7 protein-coding genes are annotated in these 26,752 nt (G+C 48.7%); 5 read left to right on the top strand and 2 right to left on the bottom strand.

The window, feature by feature from the left end; genetic code table 11:
- Positions 1-187 precede the first annotated feature (187 nt).
- Together ACOJUO_RS03585 and ACOJUO_RS03580 are read left to right on the top strand one after the other, a co-directional pair.
- Entirely contained in the window at positions 188-7,930 is a 7,743-nt protein-coding gene (locus ACOJUO_RS03585; RefSeq protein ID WP_422138935.1) for an AAA family ATPase, read from the top strand.
- A 172-nt stretch (positions 7,931-8,102) separates the two neighbouring features.
- A complete protein-coding gene (locus tag ACOJUO_RS03580; protein ID WP_422138934.1) occupies positions 8,103-15,590 on the top strand; it encodes an AAA family ATPase in 7,488 nt (2,495 codons plus the stop codon).
- A 26-nt stretch (positions 15,591-15,616) separates the two neighbouring features.
- Here ACOJUO_RS03580 and ACOJUO_RS03575 read toward each other — a convergent pair whose 3' ends face one another.
- A complete protein-coding gene (locus ACOJUO_RS03575) occupies positions 15,617-17,176 on the bottom strand; it encodes an F-box/WD repeat-containing protein (protein ID WP_422138933.1) in 1,560 nt (519 codons plus the stop codon).
- 382 nt (positions 17,177-17,558) lie between these two features.
- Here ACOJUO_RS03575 and ACOJUO_RS03570 point away from each other — a divergent pair, with 382 nt between their 5' ends.
- On the top strand, positions 17,559-17,771 hold the full coding sequence (locus ACOJUO_RS03570) for an AbrB/MazE/SpoVT family DNA-binding domain-containing protein (protein ID WP_422135386.1): 213 nt from the start codon (positions 17,559-17,561) through the stop codon (positions 17,769-17,771).
- Positions 17,771-18,199: a PIN domain-containing protein gene (locus ACOJUO_RS03565; protein ID WP_422138932.1), complete on the top strand. Its 429-nt coding sequence runs from the start codon at positions 17,771-17,773 to the stop codon at positions 18,197-18,199. The genes ACOJUO_RS03570 and ACOJUO_RS03565 overlap by 1 nt, the downstream gene beginning before the upstream one ends.
- 25 nt (positions 18,200-18,224) lie before the next feature.
- Here the strand turns inward: ACOJUO_RS03565 and ACOJUO_RS03560 are convergent, their stop codons facing one another.
- The gene (locus ACOJUO_RS03560) at positions 18,225-18,962 is read right to left on the bottom strand and encodes a hypothetical protein (protein WP_422135384.1); all 738 of its coding nucleotides are present in this window, start codon (positions 18,960-18,962) and stop codon (positions 18,225-18,227) included.
- Between the two features lie 326 nt (positions 18,963-19,288).
- Here ACOJUO_RS03560 and ACOJUO_RS03555 point away from each other — a divergent pair, with 326 nt between their 5' ends.
- The gene (locus ACOJUO_RS03555; protein WP_422138931.1) at positions 19,289-26,749 is read left to right on the top strand and encodes an AAA family ATPase; all 7,461 of its coding nucleotides are present in this window, start codon (positions 19,289-19,291) and stop codon (positions 26,747-26,749) included.
- Positions 26,750-26,752: the final 3 nt, after the last annotated feature.

Raw genomic sequence — 26,752 nt, 5'->3', positions numbered from 1 at the left:
GACACCCTCAGAGCATGGGAACGAGTTTTACGAGTTGTTGGAATTTTGCGACAGCCTCGAATGACGGGAGTGAAACTGGGAATGATGGTTGCGGCTGCCTATTTAAATGGAACTTACGATCAATTTAAAGGTCAAATTATCAGATAACTTCAACTTGATTCTTCAGATAGCAGTGGGGAGATTGACTATGGATGGTCAGATTGACGAAGGTAGAAAAAAAAACGCTCTGGATCCAAACCTCCTTGATCATGGCGCGGCAGCCAAGATGGCAAAGCTGGATTTATCATCAAAGCAAAAGAAGGCTGTCAGAAGCTGCTCTGAAGTAAGGTCCAGAATAAAGAGATCGCCATCTTCGAAAACCTTGCCTGACAGACCAAGAACCGTATCCTTATTGGATTCAAGGCTCCAAAAGCCCCCTTGTGCCTTCGATTTTCGTTTTGTCACCAGTGATGATGAAGTTCGACAGCTCCTGATTGCCAGGACCTGTGATGAACATCAGGATGTTACTGTTATTTCCCATCCCGATGACCTCTCACAGGCTAACCTGGTGACCCGGTTGAGTATTTCCGACGATGGTCGCCACAGTCTCTATCCGGGCAAACTGTTTGAAAGTTCCCAGCCACTGACTCTGGTGATGGATATCCGAAAGCTCACCGGCGAAGAACTGCCTGAATTTAACGACCTGCTGGACCCGGATACCCCCAGTCTTTACGACAAACTCAGCCAGAAGAAACGCCCTCTGGGTGAGCATGTTTCTTTGCTGGTCCTGGCAGACCCTGCACAGTTGATATCGGTTGGCCAGTGTGAGGACGCACCGGGGGCCGATGCACCGGGGGCCGACGCACCGGGGGCTGATTTCTGGCGGCGAATTAATCGACCGGAAAATACCTGGCAGTTCAACGCACAAACTGGCAATGGCCCGTCAATGGATATCGACGAGATTGCTCCGCTATTGCCTCAACTCCCTGCTGCTGAAAGCGCTACGAACGAAGACAATACCCTTGTTATTGACTGTCACTTGCACAGCCACTGGCGACAGTTGCTGCTGGGCGGTCCCGGTGTCGATCAACAGGGACGAATCCGGCACCTCCCCGGCAGACTAGAGCTATTGCGGGCCGGACAACGGGTCATTCTGAAAGGAGCCAACTGGCAGGATCTCGCTTTTGAACAGACGATTCGACGGATGCTGGCGCAACAGTGCTTTGAAAGCAATGGAAAGATCTGTTCTTTACCCGACAATGTTCAGTTTTATCAGATGCCGGTAGGGAGCGACGAGCTTTATTCACTGTTCCAAAGCCTGTTCCATTCTCACGACAAAGAAGGCGACAAGGAAGGTGAAAAAGCACTCGATAAGGAGCCCGCATCAGGCAACCCGATCATTATTAACCAGAGTAATATTAGCCAATGGCTGAATCCTGTTGCTATTGTTCCACAAGGCTATGCAGTCCCTAACACCCTTCTTGTGGAACAGGTTCGGGACGGTGGAACTGTCACCATAACTTCTCCCCTCACTGAGGCACTTTGGTTCTGTTTGCTGGGCGCACTGCAGACTATTGGCAAGACGACCGGCCTGAAACCCCGACTTCAGGTGGCCCATACAAGACAGCAGCCGAAGGCACTGGGATTGAAAGAGAGCAATGAACATCCTTTGTTCAGAAACCATCAGCCACAGAAAAAAGTCAGAGATTATCCTGCCTTCAGAACCTTCACTTATCAGCAATATGCCCAGGCAAGTCATTGGATCAATCATCACCAGAAAGCAGCTCTGGTGATTCAGATCAATGAGCAGACGAGCTTCAGTCAGTTATTCGATAATATCCATATCAGCTCGGAACAAAAGGCACATTTTGGACGACAGCAGAGTCCATTGCAGGAGGCATTAACCGCTGGGAAGCCGGTCGTATTGCGGGGGCTGGAAAGCAATCCAACGCTTCAGCAGCTTCTGGAACCCCTGCTGGTTGGACAGCCTCTGTTGGTGAATGGCCAATTACAGGCCTACCCGGACGCCCGTGTCAGCCTGCTCTGGCCCGAGTCTGCGAGAAGCTCCTCTTCACTATTTAACACAATGGTCGCCACGGCTGACTGCTGTCCTGAGGTCGATTTCTGGGAGATCAATGCCCGCAAAAATGGTCTCTCCCGGACTGAGCTGCCGGAACGAGCGCTTAATCAACTTTACGAAGCGTCTAAAACCGTACCTGGCAACCTTTGTAACCCTCTGCCTGAAATGACCGAAGGCTTGTTGAATAACCTGATACTGGCTGCCCGGCGGGCACAGCAGGTTGACCAGTCGAAACAGCTTTTACCTTGCCACTGGCGCAAGGCCATTGATAGCGTCATCACTCATGGCACCCGTCAGCATCGGCCAGTGCGGGATTTTATGAAAGTGGCTTGTTGGCACTTGTTACCGGATAAGGCAGCGGATGCTCATAGGAAGCCGGATAAGGATCAAGCCGCCTCGGTAGACCCTGAACAGTTAAATGCCATCATCAACAGTGCCCCGAAGTTGGACAGAGCGTTTGTGAAGCAGAACTTCTGGCAACTGACCAGAGCCATTGATCCGACAGTATTTAAGGACACTGAATCCAAAGGATTACTTCTGTCCTATGGAAGTCCAATTTCATCGTCAGATAAGAAAGGAGTTCTGGACAGACTTTGTGCCCTGCTTGTGGCCCATGGTCCTGAAGAACATCGACAGGCAATGGCGTATCAGTTGGGAGTCAATCCGGCGGCAGCAAAGCGATATAGACAGTTAGCCATCAGACCATCAAGACAGATTAAACGTTTGCAGGATACATTGGCTTGTGGTTGGCAGTTAACTTTGCCGTTGGGGCAGACTCGATCCGATGCCATTCAGGCTCTGGCCAGCGATTGTTTTCACAGGGCCAGAACAGCGAATTCCAAGACAGAAGGCATTGAACGCATAGAACATCGACTCTCTGAATCACTGAAATGGACGGGCCCCACTGATAAGCCCTTGTCAGCACTGGCCCGGGATCTTTATCGCGGCAGGGTGAGTCAGAAGGATCGCGAAAGCCGTCGATTGTCACGACTCCATAACCGGCTTACAGACTCTCCTGTTATCTTCCTGCAGGGGGAAACCGGCACCGGAAAAAGTTATTTTTCAGCGAAGATGGCGAACGCTTCAGGACAGGCTTCAGTGATTTCCCTTGGACCTTCTGACAGCGAACAAACCCTGATGAAATGCTGGCAGTGGCAGGAACACGCCGATGGCGACCGCGCTATGGTGCAGCAAAACCGGGCGCTGATGGAATGGGCCAAGACCAAATCCAACAAACACGCTGAATACATTACCCTGGTTCTGGATGAAGCCAACCTGACCCAAGCCGGATTACTGGCATCATTGAACGGCTTATGGGAACCGCAACCCTGCATCTATGTGAATGGTCATCCTGTCGGGGTCAGCCCAAAACACCGGGTGATTCTCACCGGTAACCCGGATCAATACTCCGGGCGCCAAATGGACCCGGCCCTGAAAGAGAAACTGCCCAGAGCTTACTACCCACGCCTGGATCAGGCATTTCTTCGGGACAGGGTAGTGGAACCGGCCCTGGTCAGGCATTTACAACGGCATCTGTCGGGGCATCAAATAAACGACACTGCACACGACGCCAGCAAAAATGTGATGGCACTCTGGCAATATTATCAGGAACTCTTGCCCGACCATGAGTTTACCCCCAGGGATTTAACGGATATCTGCAGTTGGGTGGGTTGGTATCTGGATCGTGCGTTATCCAAAGGAGACAGGGTTACCTGTGAGCAAATAAACAGTTTGATCCAACATAGTTTTCGGGACGTACTGGGGCCGGAAATCAGCGAAACTCATCAGGATGCCCTGTCAGCACTGGAAATCTGGTTTGCTGTTCGTTACGAACCGGAGAACAGCTTGAGCGACAGAGTTCGTAACAAGACGCTGTCAGATATTCAGAAGGCCTTCAGAACAGTCAGCAAAACAATACGACCAGACTTTGATACTTCCGGATCGGCAGTCTGTGAACTGGCGCAACGGCTTGGCCAGGACTTAAACCGCTGTCAGCAGGCTTATCATCTCGACAGAAAACACGGCGGTCGTCAGGCAACACTGATTGAAGGCCCGGCTGGACGGGGTAAGGATGCCACGCTGAACCTGATCATTGAAAGTGTCAAACAGCAGGCTGAACAACGGCAAGAATTGATGCCGGAAGTCTTTTACCTGAATGCCTGTGATTGTTCCTGGGACAGAGTGTGTGAAGTGATCCAGAAAGCCAAAGTGCAGGGTGGCATCGTGGTGATTTCGGAAATGAATCTGATCGACAGCCAGCACCTGGAAGGCGAATTGAACGATATTCTGGCCGGTGACGCCCATCCGGGCTTCCACCTGTTTGCCACCATCAACCCGCCTGAGTACAGCGGGCGAAAACCCTTATCACCGGCGCTGAAAGGGCGCTTTCGACATTTGCCCATCCGGCAGTACAACCCGACCGAATTACAGAACATTGCCGAAAAAGTGTTGCCAGAGTCTTCTGAAGGGAAATTCGCCGCTAAAAAGCTGACAGAGAAACATTGTCTTTTAAGGGCTTACCTGCAACAGAAAAACCTGCCATTGCAGCCTACCAGCCTCGATTTACAGAATGTCGCGAAGGCTATTACCAGAGGGGGCGATTTTACCGAAGACAGTCTTCATCAATGCCTCAATAAGTACTACCGGCTCTATCTGATGGCCGCCAAAATATCGCTGGAGGAACTGCCTGAGTCATCGGCCCTTGTCATGGATAAAGGAGAGCTTGATTCTGAACTTTGCCGTTGGTTCAACGAAAGGGTACCGGGCATAGATCGACCCTGGTTGATACGAAGCAGTGACCACAACAGTATTGATGGAAAAAAACATGAAATTCATATCAAGACTGATCTGACTGAAGAGGAAGCCAGAGCGGAAATTATCAAAAAAGTGGCTCAGGCCAGATGGCAGGCATCCGGTCTTTCTCTGGAGCCGAAGAAGTCGGACGATATTCTCACAAGGGTACTTTACCGACGCTGGCAGCAACGCTGGTTTGAAGGTGTGTTTTGCCAGATGGGTGTGGGCGCTGATAGCGTATTTCAACTGACGAAAGAAGAGGAACAAACGCTGACATTATCGGCTTTCCGTCCTTACCTTCACGAGGCTGATAGGCAGATAAGTGCGTGGAACGCCAATGCCGTTCAATATTGGCCTGCGTTCTGGCATCAAATGAGTCATCTGTCGAAGCATGGTGTGGACGATCATACTAACAAAGCTGTAGCTATCGGCGGTAATAAGGCTCCTGAAAAATGCATTCCAGATATAAACGGGGAACAGACTGAGTTCCTGGACCGGCTCACGAACTATAAGCACCGGAAGAAGTCACAACTTGACGATCATAAAATTTTTAATACTCATTACCCCCCTTCCCGGATGTATCGCTGCCAGGCAAAGAATATTGATGTGTCTGCTGAGGGTGATATCGAAGTGAGCGATATCAGCAAGAACATTCTGGGGGTCGAAACCCTTACGCCTGCCGGGTTACCGGGGCCTGACCAGGAAGTGACGTTAACCAGCAAGCAAACACTGGCATCCTTCATAGCGTCGTCAAACGATGGTCAATATGTATTACCCAGCCTGACGCCTGACGACTATATCGTGGCCCTGCGTGTAGAACCCGATCTGGCATTGAGCTGGCACAACTGGGCAATGAGTTTCTTCAGTCAACCTGTAGAACCCGAATATACCCTGCTCAGGGACCGATATACCGGACTTCATACACTGTCTATTTCAGAGGCCAAAGGCAAAAACACTCTTCGAATTGCTTACATTGTAGAACCCGGAAAGTCTGGCGAAAAAACAGCGGCTAAAGAATTCCGACGAGCAACACTGTTTGACAGCCACTGTTCAGAAGGTATGAAAACAGTACTGGACAAACTCTTTGAGACTGTTGGTGAAGAGACTATTGGTAGACACCCACGCAAAATAGAGAAGCTTTTACGGACCATAAGAGACACTAAAGACACAACGCAACGCATTAAAGCGATCACAAAGTATTGCCAACAGTTTTCCGGTGAGGCTAAAGCAGAGAGCGGTGAAAATTTCTTTAAATTCCTGGTAACAAAGCGGCAAGGGAGCTGCCGCCACCGTGTGCCTGTTTTTATTGCTTTTTGTCGTTATTTCGGGATTCCCTGCCGGCAAATTGATAGCTTCGTCCACAGCTTTGCTGAATATTCTGTCGATAAAGGCCAAACCTGGGAGACAGCGGATCTAGGCGGGGCAACTAGAGAGAAAACAGAAACCCTGTCTCACTTCCAGCCCACCAGGAAAGCCCCAAGTTCCGGCACTGCAACAAAGAAGATTAAGGAACTCATGAAAGGGGCTGATTTAGCACAACAACAAACCCTGGCTAAAGCCTGTGGCATGAGCCTTGAGAAACTGAACAAAGCCCTTGAGAAAAAAAGTGTATTGCCAGAAACCCATCTAAGTATTCCCGAAATACTGCAGAAACTTTGGCAGGAAAAAGATTCAACTGGTTTTTCCATGGGCATGTCAACGATCGCTTTACCAGGAGAAAAAGCGTTGGACTATTACAGGGAGCCATTTAATCCGATATTGGAGGCAGTCAAACGCATGTTGTCCAACAATGATGAAGATCTGGTGATTGAACAGCTCAAGTCATTCCATTCAGAAATGATTGATCAGGGCGGAGAAAGAGCCCAAAAGTGGTTGAGCTTAATAGTGAATTTACTGAAATGCAATAACTTAACCAGGCGTTCGGTTATTCACTTTGCCCGTGAAGCACTGGCATCGGGCTGGCTGGACCCACTGCCGATCTACTCAGGGGATACTATAGAGGCCCATCAACATCACGATCTATTGCTGCTTCTGGAAGGAGTCGATGAACTGAAAGATAAAGCCGCTCTTTGCCTGACAAAGTGGTATAGAGAATTATTGGCCAGAGAAAAAAATAGTCAGTTATGGCGGCTGGCTTATCAACGCTTTCGGCAAGCAAGAGGTAATGCCTTTTTCATCACTCATTGCCATGAGGGTTTTTCATCATTCCTTGAAGATAAAATCACCCGCACATCCCTAAAGAAAGCCTGGACGGATGAACCTAAGGGAATTCCGAATGTAGAAAGAATGCTTTTGCACCAGCCCGCATTTGAGCAAATAAACTCGGGTAAAGTGAACCACCGTCCGGTGATTATACTGGGAAGACTAAAGAACATTCGAGCGATACGTGAAAAGGCCGAAGCTCTGTTTCAACGGAAAGTTGAGAACAGCCCGAATCTGAAGCAGATGCTCGAAAAACTCAATCAATTCAATGAGGAGACACAACGACTCCAACATGAACTGGATAGTCCCTGTCCCGGAAGAGATCGTGACAAAAACGTGCCTTATGATGTTTCAGGCGATGATCTTATTGATAGTGATGATCTTGTTGATAGCGATATCGACAGCAATAGCGATATTGACTGTGTGGATATGGACGATAGTTCAAGGGACTCGTCAGGTGAGCAAGTTCAAGATCAGTCGTCATGGAAGAAAAAAGAGCTTCTGGGTCATTCTAAGGACAAATGCACACAGGCGATTATGCAGGCCTTCAGTCATTACCTTTATGAAGTGACACACTCGAACGGCGGTAGCTTAACCTATTGTTGGGTCGATGCTTACTTCGAGAATGATTTCAACTTGGGTCGCAGCTATGGTGCTCATGATCCATCTTCACCAGAAGAGTTGTATGCCATGATGTGTTGTATTCATGGTGGATTCTTTAACGAATCCGTTCAGGAAGCTGTTAAGGATACCTACTTGAGGCAGGCACTCAACGCCAATAACGCTCTGCTGCTCAGAACCGATGAGCTGACAAAAATTGCCGAAGAGTTTTTCAACACCCTGAATCTGGATTCGCTTTGTGACTCATTCATGTAAACCCGGGGCGTGTTTTCCTCTCTGATGACCAGTATCCATGCATATCTCATGAGGCCATCGCATCTGCCATGGTTGCGGCTGCCTGTTTAAATGGAACTTACGTTTAATCTGAAGGTCAAATTATAAAACAACTTCAACTTGGTTCTTCAGATAGCAGAGAGGGTGATTGACTATGGATGGTCAGATTGATAGAGGTAGAAAAAAACACGCTCTGTATCCTAACCCCCTTGATCGTGGCGTGGGAGCCAAGATAGCAAAGCTGGATGTATCGTCAAAGCAAAAGAAGACTGTAAGAAGCTGCTCTGAAGTGAGGTCCAGACTAAAGAGATCATCATCTCCGGAAACCTTGCCTGACAGACTGAGAACCGTCTCTTCAATGGATTCCACGCTCCAAAAGGCGACTCATTCCTTCGATTTTCGTTTTGTCGCCAGTGATGATGAAGTTCGACAGCTCCTGATTGCCAGGACCTTTGATGAACATCAGGATGTTACTGTTATTTCCCACCCCGATGACCTCTCACAGGCTAACCTGGTGAGTCGGCTGAGCATTTCCGGCGATGGTCGTCATACTCTGCGCTCAGGCAAGCTGTTTGAAAGCTCACAGCCGCTGACTCTGGTGATGGATATCCGACATCTCAGCAGCGATGATCTACCTAAATTTAACGATCTGCTGGACCCGGATAACCCCTGCCTGTACGACAAAATCAATCGCAGGAAACGCCCCCTGGGCGGGCATGTTTCTCTGCTGGTCGTAGCAGATCCTGCCCAGCTGGCATCGATTGGCGAGCGTGATGACGCACCCGGCGCTGATTTCTGGCGGAGAATTAATCGACCGGGAAATACCTGGCAATTCGAGGCACAGACCGGCGATGACCCAGCAATGGATATCGACGAGGTTCCTCCGGTATTGACTGAACTCCCCTCTGCCGAAAGCGCCATGGATGACGACAATACCGTTTTGATTGACTGCCATTTGCACGCTCACTGGCGACAGTTACTGCTGGGCGGCCCCGGTGTGGATAAACAGGGGCGAATCCGGCACATACCCGGCAGGCTTGAGTTATTGAGAGCTGGACAACGGGTGATTCTGAAAGGGGCTAACTGGCAGGATCTGGCCTTTGAACAGATGATTCGACAGATGCTGGCGAAAAAGTGTTTTGAGAGCAATGGCAAGATCTGTCCGTTACCCGACGATGTTCAGTTTTACCGGATGCCGGTAAGGAATAACGAGCTTCACTCATTGTTCAAGAGTCTGTTCCACTCTCGTTTCAAAAAAGGTGACAAGAGAAAGAACGCATCAAGAAGCCCGATCATTATTAACCAGAGTAATATTACCCAATGGCTGAACCCCATTGCCATTGCCCCGGAAGGCTATGCAATACCTAACACCCGTCTGTTGAAACAGATTCGAGCGGGTGGTGTCGTCACTGTAACCTCCCCCCTCACGGAGGCACTCTGGTTTCGTTTGCTGGGTTCACTGCAGACGATTCGCGAGACGACCGGCGTCAAGCCTCAACTTCAGGTGGCTGATTCAAGACGTCAGCCGAAGGCATTGGGACTGGCAGAAAACAATGAACAACCAATCAGAAATCACGCCGCCTTTGATACCATAACTTACCAGCGACCTGTCCAGGCAAGTTATTGGATCAATAATCAGCCGGAAACCCCTCTGCTCATTCAGGTCAATGAACAGACCAGCTTCAGCCAGCTATTTGATAATATCCATATCACCTCGGAACAAAAGGCGCATTTTGGGCGACGTCAGAGTAAGTTGCAGATGGCATTAACCACTGGCAAGCCGGTGGTATTCAGAGGGCTGGAAAGTAATCCAACCCTGCAGCAGCTTCTGGAACCTCTTGCTGTCGACCAACCTCTGTTGGTCAATGGTCAATTACAGGCCTACCCAAAAGCTCATGTCACCCTGCTCTGGCCTGAGAATGCGAAAAGCCCCTCCTCAGTATGGAGTGCAATGATTGCCAAGGGTAAGCCGTGTCCTGAGGTCGACCCCTGGGATATCAATGCCCACAAGCACGATATCTGCCGGACTGAACTGCCAGAACAGGCGCTTAATGACCTTTACAAAGCGTTTGAAACCGTACCTGCCCACCTGTGTAACCCTCTGCCTGAAATAACCGAAGGGTTGTTGAATAACCTGATACTGGCTGCCCGAAGGGCAAAGCAGTTTGACCATGCCGCACAGCTTCTACCTCGCCACTGGCGCAAGGCCATCAATAGCGTCATCACCCATGGCACCCGGCAGCATCCGCCCGTGCGTGATTTCATGAAAGTGGCCTGTTGGCACTTGTTACCGGGTAAGATATTGGACACCCATAAAAATAAGATACTGGACACCCATAAAGTTCTAGAAGTTCTAGACACCCATAAAATTCCGAATGTGGATCAAACGGCCTCGGTAGACCCGGACAGGTTAAATGCCATCATCAATAGTGCCCCGCAATTGGATAGAGCGTTTGTGAAGCAAAACCTTTGGCAACTGGCCAGGGCATTTGACCCGGTAATATTTAAGGACACCGGGTTTCAGCTGTCCTATGAAAGTCCAATGCCAGGGTGGGCCCAAAAAAAAACTCTGGACAGGCTCTGTGCCATAATCGTGGCCCACAGGCCTGAAGCACAACGAGATACAATGGCGTATCAGCTGGAAATTGACCCGGCAACAGCGGAACCCTGTCAATCATTGACCATCTGGCCAAGCAGACAGATTAAACGTTTGCAAGATGCACTGGCTTCTGGCTGGCAGTTGGCCCTGGCACCGGGGCAGACCCGATCCGATACCCTTCATGCTCTGGCCACCGATTGTTTTCACAGGGCCAGAACAGCGAATTCTGAAGCAGAAGGCATTGAACGCATTGAACATCGACTGTCCGAATCGCTGAAATGGACGGGCTCCGCAGACAGACCCTTATCAGCACTGGCCCGGGATCTTTATCACGGCAAGATGAATCAAAAGGATCGAGAAAGCCGTCGATTATCGCGACTCCATGACCGGCTTGCGGACTCTCCCGTTATCTTCCTGCAGGGGGAAACCGGCACCGGGAAAAGTTACTTTTCCGCCAAAGTGGCGAAAGCTTCAGGACAGGCTGCGGTGATTTCCCTTGGACCTTCTGACAGCGAACAGACCCTGATGAAACAATGGCGGTGGCAGGAACGTGCCGATGGTGACCGTTCTATGGCACAGCAAAACCGGGCGCTGATGGAATGGGCCAGTATTAAACCCGACGAAAATGACAAATTCGTCACTCTGGTGCTGGATGAAGCCAACCTGGCTAAAACGGGATTACTGGCGTCATTGAATGGCTTATGGGAGCCGGAGCCCTGTATCTATGTAGGCGGTCAACCTGTTCCGGTCGGCACTAAACACCGGGTAATTCTCACCGGCAACCCGGATCATTACGCCGGACGCCAACTGGACCCGGCTCTGAAAGAAAAGCTGCCCAGAGCTTACTACCCTCGTCTGGATCAGGCTTTCCTTCGGGACTGCGTGGTGGAACCGGCTCTGGTCAATCAGTTACAACGACATCTGCCGGAGCCTGAAATAAACGACATTGCACACAGTGCCACACAGAGCGTGATGGTGCTCTGGCAATATTATCAGGAGTTGTTGCCTGAGCATGAGTTTACCCCCAGGGATTTAACGGACATCTGCAGTTGGGTGGGTTGGTATCTGGATCGTGCGCTACCCACAGCTGCCCCTGTTACCTCTGAGCAAATCAACAGTCTGATCCAACAAGTTTTTCGGGATCTTCTGGGTCCCGAAATCAGCGAGGCCCATAAGGATGCCCAGTTAGCATTGGACATCTGGTTTGCTGCCCGTTTCGAACCGGACAAGACACTGAGCGACAAAGTGCATAACCAGACCCTGCCGGATATTCACCAGGCCTTCATAAATTTCACCGAACAAACCCGACCTGAATTTGATACCTCCGGATCGGCAGTCCGCGAACTGGCAAAACGGCTTGGACAGGACTTAAGCCGCTGTCAGCAGGCTTATCATCTCAACAGAAAACACGACGGTCGTCAGGCGACTCTGATTGAAGGCCCGGCTGGACGGGGTAAGGATGCCACGCTGTACCTGATGATTGAAAGTGTCAAACAGCAGGCAGAAGCACGGCAGGAATCCATGCCGGAAGTCTTTTACCTGAATGCCTGTGATTGTTCCTGGGACAAACTGTGTGAAAAGATCCGGACGGCAAAAATTAAGGGCGGCATCGTGGTGATTTCGGAAATGAATCTGATCGATAGCCAGCATCTGGAAGGTGAGTTAAACGATATTCTGGCCGGTGATGCCCATCCGGGCTTCCACCTGTTTGCCACCACCAACCCGCCTGAGTACAGCGGGCGAAAACCGTTATCACCGGCGCTGAAAGGGCGTTTCAGACATTTGCCGATCTGCCAGTACAGCCCGGCAGAATTACAGACCATTGCCGGGAAAGTGTTGCCAGAAACCCGGGAAGGGAAAATCCTGGCTAAAAAGCTGACGCAGCTACATTGTCGCCTGAGGGCTTACCTGCAACGGAAAAACCTGCCGTTGCAGCCTACCAGTCTTGATTTACAGAATGTGGCCAGAGCCGTCATCCAGGGAGACGATGATACCGAAAAAGGCCTTCATCAATGTTTTAATCAGTATTACCGGCTTTACCTGATGGCCGCCAACATATCGCTGGAGGAGCTGCCCGAGTCATCGTCTCTTGCCATGGGTAGAAGAGAGTTTGCTCTTGAACTGAGCAAATGGTTCAACCAGGCACTGCCGGACATGAATCGCCCGTGGCTGTTACGACTCAGTAATCTCAACAGTCTTGATGAAAAATGCCATGAAATTCGTATTAATGCAGATCTGAATGACAAGGAAGCCAGAACGGAAATCATCAGGATGGTGGCTCAGGCCCGTTGGCAGGCATCCGGTCTTTCCCTGAATCCAGACGGGTCCGACGATATTCTCAACCAGGCACTGTACCGGCACTGGCAACAATGCTGGTTTGCCCGGGAATTTGACCAGGCAGGCGTGAATGCGAACAGTGTATTTCCCCTGACGGAAGATGAGGAACAAACGCTGAAATTACCGGCTTCCCAGCCTTATCTTCGCGATGCTGAGCAGCAGATCGAGTCATGGAACGCCAAGGCATCTCAGTTATGGCCTGCGTTTTGGCAGCAGATAAGAAGACTGCCGAACCCTGTTAACAAAGCGCTGGCTATCAGCGTTGATAAAGCGGCTGAAAAATACGACCCGGAACTCCACGAGAAAGAGTTTGAGGCATTAGACCAAATGACGAACTATCAGTATCAGGAGAAGCCACAAATTGATGATCATATCGTTTTTGATACCCGGGACTTTCCTTCCGAGATGTATCGTTGCTCGGCAAACGACATTTTTGTGTCTGCCAAGGGTGATATCACACCGATCGAGCTTAGTAATAAACACCCTATGGGGATCGAAATACTCACGCCGGACCCGTTACCAGAGCATAACCAGCCAGTGGTATTGGCCGACAATCAAACGCTGGCGACCTTGAACGTGACACCGGACAATGGTCAATATGCATTACCCAGCCTGACGCCTGACGACTATATCGTGGCACTGCGTATAGAGCCCGATTTGGCATTTACCCTGGTCAGGGACCAATATACCGGGCTTCACACACTCTCTGTTCCTGAGGCGAAAGCCAACCAGAGTATTCGAGTGACGTATATCGTAGAACCCCTGGAACCGGGCGAAAATACATCGGCTGAAGGATCCCGATCAGAACGATTTGACGCCTGCTGTTCAGAAGGTATGAAATCAGTACTGGACAAAGTGTTTGAGAATATTGACGAACAATCAGGCAAAGTACGGTTTCTTCTGCAGAAAATAAAAGACTCTAAAAACACAAAACGACGAATTAAGTTAATCACGCGTTATTGCCAGCAGTTCTCCGGTGATGCCATACCAGAGCGCAAGCAAAACTTCTTTGAATTTCTCGTAACAAAAAGGCATGGCAGCTGTCGTCATCGTGTGCCTGTTTTTATTGCTTTTTGTCGTTATTTCGGAATTCCCTCACGGCAAATGAATAGCAGTTTCCACAGTTTTGCTGAGTATTCCCTGGATGAAGGGCAAACCTGGAAGTCTGTGCATTTGGGCGGGTCGCCTGTTCTGAAAACAGAAATCCCATTTAACTCCGAGCCCACCGGGAAGGAAAATGATTCCGGCACTGAGTCAAAGATGAGTATGGATCTGCTGAGAAAGATTATGAACGAGGCAGATTTAGCACAACAACAAGCTCTGGCTGAAGCCTGTGACATAAGCCTTGAGGAACTGAACAAAGCCCTGAAGACAAACAGTGAATTGCCAGAAAAAAATCCAAGTACTTCCGAAATACTAAACAACCTCTGGAAGAAAAAAGATCTACCCGCTTTTGCCATGGGCGTTTCAATAATCAAGTCGCTGGAGACAGGGGTATTGGGCTATTACGAGAAGGAATTTAAACCGATATCGGAGGCATTGAAAAAAATATTGCACAAAAGTGATGAAGATCGGATCACTGAACGACTCAAGTCGCTTCATTCAAAAATGATTATTCAGGACGGAGCATGCGTTCAACGGTGGTTGGGCTTAATAGTAGTGGCAACACTGGAAGGCAGTGACCTGAACAAACCTTCAGTTATTCATTTTGCTCGTGAAGTCCTGGAATCGGGTTGGCTTGATCCAGTGCCGAACTATAATAAATCTGTCGTAGGAGCCTTTAAACATCATCGGCTATTGCTGCGCCTGGAAAATGTCGATGAACTGAAGGTTAAAGCCAGCCATTGCCTGAAAAAGTTTTACAAGCAGTTATGGTCCAGAGAAAAAAATAGTCAGGTATGGCGTTTGGCTTATGAACGCTACCTGGAGATAGAAGATGATGACTTCCTCGTCACTCATTGCCATGATGGTTTTTCGCAGTACCTGGAAAATAAAATTGTCAGCTCATCTCTACAGTTCACCTGGACGAAAGACCCTGAGGGCATTCCAAATATAGAACGAATGCTGACGCAAGATCCCGCGTTTCTGAAACCAGACTCGGGCAAGGTCAATCACCGTCCGGTGATTATCATGGGACAGATTTTCCGGAACGATGAAGCGACTGGTAACAGAGTCGAAGCCCTGTTTCAAAAGATTGTTGAGAAGAGCCCGGAATTAAAGAATACATTACAAAAAATCAATACCCGTATGGCAATGAAAAAACAACGCTTCAATACTCTGAAGGCATTGAAAAAAATGAAGAAAAAGTTTCAAGATGATTTAAAGCATAAATGTGCGCAAGCGATTGAGGAGGCGTTCTGTCATTATCTGTATGGATTGACACACTCGAAAGGTGGTTACTTAACGTATTGTTGGGCCGAAACTTGCCTTGAGAATTCCGCAAACTCAGACTACTGCGGTGCTCATGAACCATCTTCACCGGATGAGCTGTATATGATGATGCAAGATTTTAATAGTTCTTCAGCATTTCAGAAATCTGTTAAGGATGCCTACCTGCGGCAGGCACTCAACGCCAATAACGCTTTGGTGCTCAAAGACAATGATATGGGCAAAATTTACCAAGAGTTTTTCAACACCGTGAATCTGGATTCGCTTTCTGACTCTCTGATCTATGAAGGTGACCAGCTCGCCCCCCACAGAGCATAGTTTCTTTCAGCGCACTCAAAATGGCGTCATTCAGTGACAGCAAGCAATGAATCATACCTTCGCAGTTCAGTGATTTTCACCGAATGGTCGCTGGAGGCAGTTACCACAAGGCGACTATCGATACTGAAGTTGGCCGATAAGACCCAGTCATTATGGTAAATGCAGGCTTTTTCTGACCATAACCCATCGGTGCCCAGACCAATGATTTTCGCTGTTCCGTCCCTGCTGGCAGTCACCACATGGCGGCCATCAGGACTAAAATTGGCTGATAAAACTCCGTCTTTATGGTAAATATTCACTTCTTCTCGTTCCCATGATCCATTCGCTGTCTGGCGATAGATTCTTGCTGTGTCATCTTCACTGGCCGTCACCAGATAACGGCCATCGGGGCTAAAGACGGCTGAGTGGACGTAGTCACCATGGCGAATGGTCTTTTTTGGTTCCCATGATCCATCGGCCTTTTGAGCAAAGATTTTCGCTGTGTTATCCCTTCCGGCAGTCACTAAATGACGGCCATCGGAGCTGAAGTTGGCTGATAAGACCCATCTATGACGTTCTGTGCTGGTTTTTTCTGAACGGGATCCATCGCCCTTGGGGCCACAGATTTCTGTCGTTTTATCGCCAGTGTCGGTCATACGAACAGCGGGGTTAAAGCTGACTAATTTGATCGGACCATTTGGGCGAACAGTAGTTTCCCTTTCCCATGATCCATCGTCCCTGAGGCCATAGACTTGCGCTGTTCCATCATTACTGGCAGTCAGCACATGGCTGCCGTTGGCGCTGAAGGTGGCTGAATAAACAAGGTCACTATGGGAAATAGTGCGAACTGTTTTCCATGACCCATCTTTCTTATAGCCATAAATTATCGCCCTGCCATCATTACTGGCGGTCACCACATAGGAACCATCGGGGCTGAAGCTGGCTGAATTGACCTTGCTGGTATGGCGAATGATGTCTATCAATTCCCATGATCCAGCAGCCGTTTTAACGTAGATTTTTGCGGTGCCATCGTCGCTGGCGGTGACCAGGTGGCGTCCATCGACACTGAGGCTGGCTGAGTTTACACAATTCGCTTCGTTAATAGTGGTTGTATCTAAAACAAATGTCTCACATTCAGACATCAGCCTGGACAGGGTGAAAAATAACAGAGCCGGCACATAAACCCTGTCCGTTTTGCGATCTGTGATTGACTTCACTAATGCCTGATCATTCGTGAACGACCTAAACCAATCACAAAGTTGGTCAACATTTTTTGTATTGATGGTTGTCCTTAGTTGATACTGCAATGGTGAAGGAAACCGGCGATACCATGCTTTTGCCAGAGCATTATCTTGATGGATACCATTGCGAAGGCGTTTACATACCCGTTTTAAAATGACAACATCCCGAAGTCGCAAACGGCTGAAAATCATGGGGCTTGATAAAATAGAAAAATATTGAAATGAAGGTCTGTTCTTTTTTTCTTGATCAGCAACAGCGACGGATCTAGCCGCACTGACACGAGATAATGCACGTTCCAGTTCGGCTTGCCCGGTTGGTGGCGGGTTAGGTTGTGCAATGCTGGTGTTATTATCTATTCCATGCATCCCTGAATTCTCCAGAATAGGTATTTATCTTCGATCAACAAGGAACATTCAATGTTGATGCTGAGCTATATGGAAAATTGGAGTCAGTTTTAAAATGAAAGTTCATAACATGTTGTTAAGTGCAACTAACAGAGTTTCTGTCTTTCAGCGCACTCAAAATGGCGTTACTCAGTGACAGCAAGCAATGAATGATTGCTTGGTAGTTCAGTGATTTTCACTGTGCATCACGCTAATCACCTGATTCTCTATAGAGGAAAAGTGAATTTCTTTATCAAGCAGTCAGGTGGCAGTTTGATAAAACGGAGATGCAGTACGCTATATATTGCGATAAGTAAAGTGACGCGCTATCTTTACTATACGAAAAATGTAAAGAAATAAACCTATGCCTAAACTCAGTGCCAAACGGCAAATCACTATCCCTGCCGGTCAGTGTGAAGAACTTGGCATCCAGCCAGGAGATGAAATCGACAGCTTTATCGTCGATGGTCGGATTACCTTGATCAAGAGGCATAAAGGGGCAGCAGAAGGGTTTCTGAAGCACGTCAAGACCAAGCAGGACATCTCAGACGACGATTCACTTCAGAGTGGTTTGTAGTGATAGTCATTGATAGCAATATCCTGCTCCGATACTTGCTGAACGATGATGAGAAACAGTCAGCACAGGCCGCCCGGTTGATTCAGGGAGAAGAAAAGGTTCTGGTGACTGATGCTGCTCTGGTTGAGACAGTCTGGACGCTGAAGGGTAAAAAATACCAGCTTGCCAAACCTGAAATCATTGAGACCGTTTTGCAGCTTTTTCAGGAAACCAACCTCTACTTTGAGGAAGGCCAGGTTGTTTGGAAAGCCCTGAGTGACTTCAAGAACGCAAAGCCTGTAAAAGGCAAGGAAGCCGACTTTGCTGATGCACTTATTGTGTGCAAAGGTCGAAGCGTGATTGAGAAGCAGAAAGAGGTATTCAATGGCTCCTTCACTTTTGACAAAGCTGCACAAAAACTACCTGGAGCCAAGGCTCCGAAGAATTAGAATCAGGGATTATCTACAGCTCGTCTTAGAGCTCGTCATTTAGTGTTGCAGGCCTGCACCATGGTTTATCTTCGCATAATCCACCTACGCACCTTTCAGAACCGCAGAAGGTGTCATCCGGGCATGGATCCCAGTATGTAAATGCTGAGCATTTGAAGGCGCCACAGCCATTACCATTACAATTGTGACAATGGGTGGTGACCGCATCGGAAGGACATGAATCCGGCAAAGCATTGAGTTCAATAAATGGTGAGCTGTGGTCTTGTGGTCTTTTTGCGCAGTTTATTCTTTCGTAACTGTGATCATAGACAGCTTTGACGAGATCCCGTTTTCCACATGTCGTACTACCATTGTCGTTTTGCTCATAACCAAAGGATATTTTACCTTCTTGTTTGTCGACATATGCACACATTGGTTCGTTAACCCTAGAACAGTTTTCAGGCGTTCTCATAACGTAATAATAATTTTTTGAGCCCGGGATAGTGACTTCTGTTGTATGGATATGCATGAAACCATCAATGGTATAGAAACCTGCGTCCAGCCAATCATAGTTTGTGAACTCTTCTTGCATAGAACCATTTGCATGATATCTGCAGACATGTGTGCTGGATTTTTCTGATGTTATCGTAGTGACATAACCAATATGCTCTTTACACTCTTCAGGTTTGCCGGGGTCGTTGGATAGGTTGTCAGCATTTTCAACATTGCTGACGAAACATAACAAAACTGTTGGCTTCAACTTGCTGATATCCTCAGGAAGCATGCTGGGTGGCCTTCGGTATTCGTGGATAGAATCATTCTTAGCCAGTGTCTGAAGAGAAAGAACAGAGACCAAAAACAGGGCTAATGACCCTGTTTTTTTCAGTGAGTTGAATAACATCAGACATTCACTCTTTCAGGAGGTGAAATTCAGTTATAGACAAGGATACAAAGAATGACAAACGCTCGATTTAAACGTCGGGAGAATAGAGACCATCGCATCTGCCTCGGTTGCGGCTCTCTATTTAAATGGAACTTATGTTTAATCTGAAGGTCAGAATATAAAACAACTTCAACTTGGTTCTTCAGATAGCAGTAAGGAGGTTGACTATGGATGGTCAGATTGATGAAGGTACAAAAAAACACGCTCTGAATCCTAACCTTCTTGATCATGGCGGGAATGGCGTGGCAGCCAAGATAGCAAAGCTGGATTTATTGTCAGAACAAGAGAAGACTGTAAGAAGCTGCTCTGAAGTAAGGTCCAAACTAAACAGATCGCCATCTTTGGAGACGGTGCCTGACAAAGTCAGAACCGTCTCTTCAACGGATTCCTCGCTGCCAAAGGCGACTCATTCCTTCGATTTTCGTTTTGTCGCCAGTGATGATGAAATTCGACAGCTTTTGACTGCCATAACCTGTAATGAAGATGTTACTGTTATTTCCCACCCCGATGACCTCTCACAGGCTAATCTGGTGAGTCGGCTGAACATTTCCGAAGAGGGTCGTCATACTTTGCGCTCGGGCAAGCTGTTTGAAGGTTCACAGCCATTCACTCTGGTGATGGATATCCGCAAGCTCACCAGCGAAGAACTGCCCAAATTCAACGATTTACTGGACCCGGATAACCCCTGTCTGTATGACAAAATCAACCGGAAAAAACGCCCCCTTGGCGGGCATGTTTCTCTATTGGTCCTGGCAGACCCTGCACAGTTGGCATCCATTGGTCAGCGTGATGACGCGCCCGCAGCCAGCGCTCCCGGTGCCGATTTCTGGCGGCGAATTAATCGGCCGGGAAATACCTGGCAGTTCAACGCACAGACTGACAATGACCCATCGATGGAGATCGACAAGGTACCTCCGTTATTGGCTGAACTCCCCTCTGCCGAAAGTGCTATGGACGACGACAATACCGTTCTTATTGACTGCCACTTGCACAACAACTGGCGACAGTTGATGCTGGGCGGCCCCGGAGTGGATAAACAGGGGCAAATTCAGCACCTGCCCGGCAGGCTTGAGCTATTGAAGGCCGGACAACGGGTGATTCTGAAAGGGGCCGACTGGCAAGATCTGGCCTTTGAACAGACCATTCGGCAGATGCTGGCGCAACAGTGTTTCGAGAGCAACGGGAAGATTTGTCCGTTACCCGACGATGTTCAGTTTTATCAGATGTCGGTGGGGAAGGGCGAGCTTCATTCACTGTTCCATAGCCTGTCCCACTCTCTTGCCAAAGAAGGTGTAATAGAAGGTAACAATAAAGACTCTGCTCAACGAATCCCGATCATTATTAACGAGAGTAATATCAGTGAATGGCTGAGCCCGATTGCCATTGCCCCGGAAGGCTATGCAGTCCCTGAAAACTGTCTGTTAGAACAGATTCGGGCAGGTGGTGCTGTCACGGTAACCTCTCCCCTCACTGAGATTCTCTGGTTTCGTTTGCTGGGTTCACTGCAGACTATTCGCGAGACCACTGGTCTGGAGCCCGGACTTGAGGTGGCTTATTCAAGACGACAGCCGGAAGCTCTGGGCCTGACAGAAACCGATGACTACCCTCTGTCCAAACTTCAGGAAAAAATGAGCAAGCACCTGGCCTTTCGTGCTGTCACTTATCAACAACCTGTTCAGGCAAGTTATTGGATTAATAAGCAGCGGCAAGCCCCTCTGGTCATTCAGGTCAATGAACAGACCCGCTTCAGCCAGCTCTTTGATAATATCCATATCACCTCGGAACAAAAGGCTCATTTTGGCAGAAGTCAGAGTAAACTGCAGGAGGCATTAATCGCTGGCAGGCCGGTGGTATTGAGAGGGCTGGAAACTAATCCAACGCTTCAGCAGCTTCTGGAACCCCTGGTTGTCGGGCAACCTCTGTTGGTGAATGGCCAATTGCAGGCCTACCCAAAAGCTCATATCACCCTGCTTTGGCCCAAGGCTGCAAGAAGCCCATCTTCACTGGTTAATTCAATGGTTGCCATGGGTAATCGGTGTCGCCGGGTCGATCTCTGGGATATTAATGCCCACAAACATGATATTCCCCGGACTGAGCTGCCAGAACAGGCGCTTGATGAACTTTACGAAGCCTTTAAAACCGTACCTGCCGACCTTTGTAACCCTCTGCCTGAAATGACCGAAGGATTGTTGCACAACCTGATAATGGCCGCCCGGCGAGCACAGCAGGTTGACCATTCCCCACAGCTTTTACCCCGCCATTGGCGCAAGGCCATCAATAGCCTTATCACCCATGGTACCCGGCAGAATCCTTCAGTGCGTGACTTTATGAAAGTGGTCTGTTGGCACTTGTTACCGGATAAGACGCCGAATGCCCATGAGAAGCCGGATGAGAATCAGACCGCCTCGGTAGACCCTGATCGGTTAAATGACATCATCACCAGTGCTCCACGGTTGGATAGAGCCTTTGTGGAGCAGAACATCTGGCCACTGGCCAGAGCTTTTGACCCGGGAGTACTTAATGAAGAATTAAAACTGCGCTACGTAAGTCCATTGCCATCGAGGGATGAAGAAAAAGAAGAAGTTCTCGGCAGGCTCTGTGCCATGATTGTGGCCCATGCTCCTGAACAACAACGGCAGGCAATGGCACAAGAGTTGGCAGTCGATCCGGAGTCAACAAAGCATTATCAATCCTTAGCCATCAGGCCATCGAGACAGATTAAACGTTTGCAGGATGTACTGGCTTCTGGCTGGCAGTTACCTTTGCCGTCAGGGCAGACCCGATCCGATGCCATTCAATCTCTGGCCACCGATTGTTTTCATATTGTCAGAACAGCCAATTCTGACGCAGCAGGCATTGAGCTCATAGAAAATCGACTTTCTGAATCACTGAAATGGACGGATTCCGCTGATACCTCCTTGTCAGCACTGGCCCGGGATCTTTATCACGGCAAGATAAGTCAGAAAGATCGTGAAAGTCGTCGATTGTCCCGACTCCATGACCGGCTTACAGATTCTCCTGTTATCTTCCTGCAGGGAGAAACCGGCACCGGCAAAAGTTACTTTTCTGCCAAAATGGCAAAAGCTTCAGGACAGGCTGCGGTCATTTCCCTTGGACCTTCCGACAGCGAACAAACCCTGATGAAACGCTGGCAGTGGCAAGAGCACACCGATGGTGATCGCTCCATGACACTGCAAAACCGGGCGCTGATGGAATGGGCCAACACTCCGTCCGGGAAGGATGGACACTATGTCACTCTGGTTCTGGATGAAGCCAACCTGGCCAAAGCCGGATTGCTGGCATCATTGAACGGCTTATGGGAACCGGAGCCCTGCATTTACGTGAATGGTCACCCTGTCAGGGTCGGCCCAAAACACCGGGTTATTCTCACCGGCAACCCGGATCATTACGCCGGGCGTCAAATGGACCCGGCCCTGAAAGAGAAACTGCCCACAGCTTACTTCCCTCGCCTGGATAAGGCATTCCTTCGCGACAGAGTGGTGGAACCGGCTTTGGTCAAGCATTTACAACGGCATCTGCCGGAGCAGCAAATAAACGACATTGCACACAGTGCCACCCAAAGTGTGATGGCACTTTGGCAATATTATCAGGAACTCTTGCCCGACCATGAGTTTACCCCCAGGGATTTAACCGATATCTGCAGTTGGGTGGGCTGGTATCTGGATCGAGCCCTGCCCGCTCGCGGCAGTGTGACCTGTGGGCAAATAAACAGTTTGATACAACGTAGTTTTCGGGATGTACTGGGGCCGGAAATCACCGAAACTTATCAGGATGCCCTGTCAGCACTGGAAATCTGGTTTGCTGCCCGTTACCAACCGGAGAACACCCTGAGCGACAGAGTTCATGAACACACTCTGCAGGAAATGCAGCAGACCTTCAGTACAGTCAGCGAAAAAATCCGACCAGACTTTGATACCTCCGGATCGGCAGTCCGTGAACTGGCGCAACGGCTTGGACAGGATTTAAGCCGCTGCCAGCAGGCTAATCATCACGACAAAAAACACGGCGGCCGTCAGGCAACACTGATTGAAGGCCCGGCGGGAAGGGGTAAGGATGCCACGCTGAACCTGGTGATTGAAAGTGTCAGACAGGAGGCTAAGCAACATGGAGAGTCCATGCCGGAAGTCTTTTACCTGAATGCCTGTGATTGTTCCTGGGACAAACTGTGCGAAAAGATCCAGACGGCAAAAATAAAAGGCGGCATCGTGGTGATTTCGGAGATGAACCTGATCGACAGCCAGCATCTGGAAGGAGAGTTAAACGATATTCTGGCCGGTGACGCCCATCCGGGTTTCCACCTGTTTGCCACCATCAACCCGCCTGAGTACAGCGGGCGAAAACCCTTATCACCGGCGCTGAAAGGACGTTTTCGGCATTTGCCCATCCGGCAGTACAAACCGGCAGAATTACAGACCATTACCGAAAAAGTGTTGCCAGAGTCCTCAGAAGGGACATTCGTCGCTAAAAAGCTGACAGAAAAACATTGTCGTTTAAGGGCTTACCTGCAACAGAAAAACCTGCCGTTGCAGCCGACCAGTCTTGATCTACAGAATGTCGCCATAGCCGTTAACAGAGGGGGGGATTTTAGCGATAAAGCACTCCATCAATGCCTCAATCAGTACTACCAGCTTTACCTGATGGCCGCCAAACTATCGCTGGAGGAACTGCCAAAATCATCGGCTCCTGCCATGGGTAAAGGATCGCTTGATCCTGAGCTGAGCGAATGGTTCTACCAAACGGTATCAGGCATTGATCGTCCGTGGTTGATAGGGCGCAGTGATCGTAGCGCTATTGATGAAAAACACCATGAAATTCGTATTAACGCTCATCTCGATAAAGAGGAAGCCAAAACGGAAATCATCAAGGAAGTGGCTCAGGCCAGATGGCAGGCATCCGGTCTTTCCCTGAAGCCGGATGAGTCGGACGATATTCTCACCCGGGCACTGTACCGATACTGGCAGCAATGCTGGTTTAAGCATGAGTTTGTCCAGACGGGCGTGGACGCCAACAGTCTGTTTCCGATGACGGAAGAAGAGGAACAAACGCTGAAAATGCCGGATTCCCAACCTTGTCTTCGGGAGGCTGATCAGCGGATAAACACATGGACATCCAATGCCGTTCAATTATGGCCTGAGTTTTGGCATCAGATAATTGATCTGCCAGACTATTGCATTGGCAATGATAACGCGCCTGAAAAATACGATCCTGAAGTCTTCGAGAAACAAGCTCCGGCATTGGACCGGAGAACGAACTATGAGGTTCTGACGACACCAGATCCTGAGGATCATATAGCTTTTGATACGGATAAGAATATTTCCCATATGTATCGGTGTTCGGCACTGGATGTTTACGTAACTTCTGAGGGTAATATCAAACTGATCGATCTTAAGGATATACACATCAGGGGGGTCGAAACCCTCATGCCTGAACGCTTACCCGGGCCTGACCAGACACTGATATTAGCCAGCAATCAAACGCTGGGAACCCGGGAGTTGTCATCGGACAATGGTCAATATGCATTGCCCAGCCTGACGCCCAACGATTATATCGTGGCCCTGCGTATGGAACCCGATTTGCCATTTACTCTGGTCAGGGACCAATATACCGGGCTTCACACACTGTCTGTTCCTGAGGCCAAAGTCGGCCAGAGTATCAGAGTGGTTTATGTTGTGGAACCGAGAGAGCCGGGCAAAGCCACGCGCGCCAGACAAACCAGACCTGCAACAGATTTGGACACCCACTGTTCAGAAGGCATGAAAACAGTACTGGACAGGGTGTTTACGACCATTGACCAACAGCGTCGAGCCAAAGAACGGGAGCCTTTGCAGACCATAAAAGACGCCAAAGACACTGAGCAACGAATCGAGGCGATCAGGAAGTATTGCCGACAGTTTTCCGGTAAGGCAAAGCCAAAGCGCACGGAAAATTTCTTTGAATTTCTCGTAACACGACAACAGGGTAACTGTCGTCACCGTGCTCCTGCTTTTGTTGCATTATGCCGTTATTTCGGGATTCCATGCCGACAAGTCGCAAGCTTTGTCCACTGCTTTGCTGAGTATTCCGGGGATGGTGGACAAACCTGGAAGTCAGTGGATTTAGGTGGGGAGCCCGGAGAGACAGTAGAAACGACAACTGAGTTCCAGACCACCACAAAGATCAATGATTCCAGCAATAAATCAAAGAGAATTAAAGCTCTCCTGAAGGATTTCCTGAAAGGGGCTGATTTAGCACAACAACAAACTCTGGCTAAAGCCTGTGGCATGAGTTTGGAGGAACTGAACAAAGCCCTTGAGACAAACAGTGCATTCCCGAAAGTCAATCTAAGTATTTCCAAAATAGTCAGGAACCTTTGGGAGGAAAACAATTTAACCAGTTTTTCCGTGGGGGTCTCATTGCTGATGTCCCTTGAGACAAAAGAATTAGGCTGGGACGAGATTGTATTGACTGGTACTAATTACGACAAAAATAGGAATACCTACAGCCCAATGTCGGAGGCGGTAAGAAAAATATTGTCCAAGAGTGATGAAGATAAAATCACTGAACAACTTAAGTTACTTTATTCAAAAATGATTATTCAGGGTGGAGCAAGCCCTCGCCAGTGGCTGAGTTCAATAATTAAAATACTGATAGACAGTGACTTAACTAAACCTTCGGTTATTCACTTTGCCAGTGAAGCCTTGAAACTGGGTTGGTTGGATCCACTGGCGGCCTCTGGCTCCTATGGGGTCACTATCAATGCCTATAAATTTCATCAGCTATTGGTGAGCCTGGAAGCTGTCGATGAACTGAAGGTTAAAGCTGCCCATTGTCTGAAAAACTGGTACAAGGCCTATTTGTCCAGGGAGAAAAATAGCTATTCATGGCTGTCAGTCCGTGAGTACTTACAAAAGAAATTAACCAGGACTACGTTGGTCACTCACGAACATGATGGGTTTTCGCCATTCCTTAAAGGTGAAATAGCCTGCCTATCTTTACAAAGCTTCTGGTCGGACGAACCTGAGGGCATTCCGGATATAGAGCGAATGCTGGTGCACCATCCTGCGTTCAGGAAATCAAGCTCGGGCAAGGCAAACCACCGACCCGTGATTATCCTGGGGCAACCTTCCTGGGACAGCACGGTGATTAAGGAAAAAGCCGAGGCTCTGTTTCAACGAAAAGTTGAGAACAGCCCGGATCTTAAGCGGTTACTGGAAAAAACCAAACTGAAGTCCTTCAAGGTGTCATTGAAAGATCAAAGGCGTTTAGATAATTTAAGAAACAAATACCAGCAAGCGATTCAGCAGGCCTTCTGTCATTACCTATATGGAGTAACGCACTCGAAGGGCGGTAGCTTATTGTATTGTTGGGCCGAGGCTCAAATGCAGGAGTCCCTGAGTCAAGATTTCTATGGCGCTCATGAGCCATCCTCAGCAAAAGAGCTGTTTGACATGATGCGTTATATTAATAGCTCTTTATCCTTTCAGAATTCTATTAAGGATGCTTATTTAAAGCAGGCACAAGACAGCAGTAACGCTCTGGTGCTCAAATCCCGTGAGTTGACAAAAATTGCCGAAGAGTTTTTGAGTACCGTGAATTTGAATACGATTTATGAGGCATTGGATACCTGATAA

Origin of the sequence: Endozoicomonas sp. ALC020 (assembly GCF_049275935.1) — a bacterium.
Classification (GTDB): Bacteria; Pseudomonadota; Gammaproteobacteria; order Pseudomonadales; family Endozoicomonadaceae; genus Endozoicomonas_A.
The sequence above is the reverse complement of the archived record's forward strand: the minus strand, read 5'-3'. Positions and strand labels throughout refer to the sequence as shown.

Bases quoted from the DNA above. Each gene is read 5' to 3' on its own strand.
- ACOJUO_RS03585 (WP_422138935.1), top strand. From the start codon at position 188: ATGGATGGTCAGATTGACGAAGGTAGAAAAAAAAACGCTCTGGATCCA.
- ACOJUO_RS03580 (WP_422138934.1), top strand. From the start codon at position 8,103: ATGGATGGTCAGATTGATAGAGGTAGAAAAAAACACGCTCTGTATCCT.
- ACOJUO_RS03575 (WP_422138933.1), bottom strand. From the start codon at position 17,176: ATGCATGGAATAGATAATAACACCAGCATTGCACAACCTAACCCGCCA.
- ACOJUO_RS03570 (WP_422135386.1), top strand. From the start codon at position 17,559: ATGCCTAAACTCAGTGCCAAACGGCAAATCACTATCCCTGCCGGTCAG.
- ACOJUO_RS03560 (WP_422135384.1), bottom strand. From the start codon at position 18,962: ATGCTTCCTGAGGATATCAGCAAGTTGAAGCCAACAGTTTTGTTATGT.
- ACOJUO_RS03555 (WP_422138931.1), top strand. From the start codon at position 19,289: ATGGATGGTCAGATTGATGAAGGTACAAAAAAACACGCTCTGAATCCT.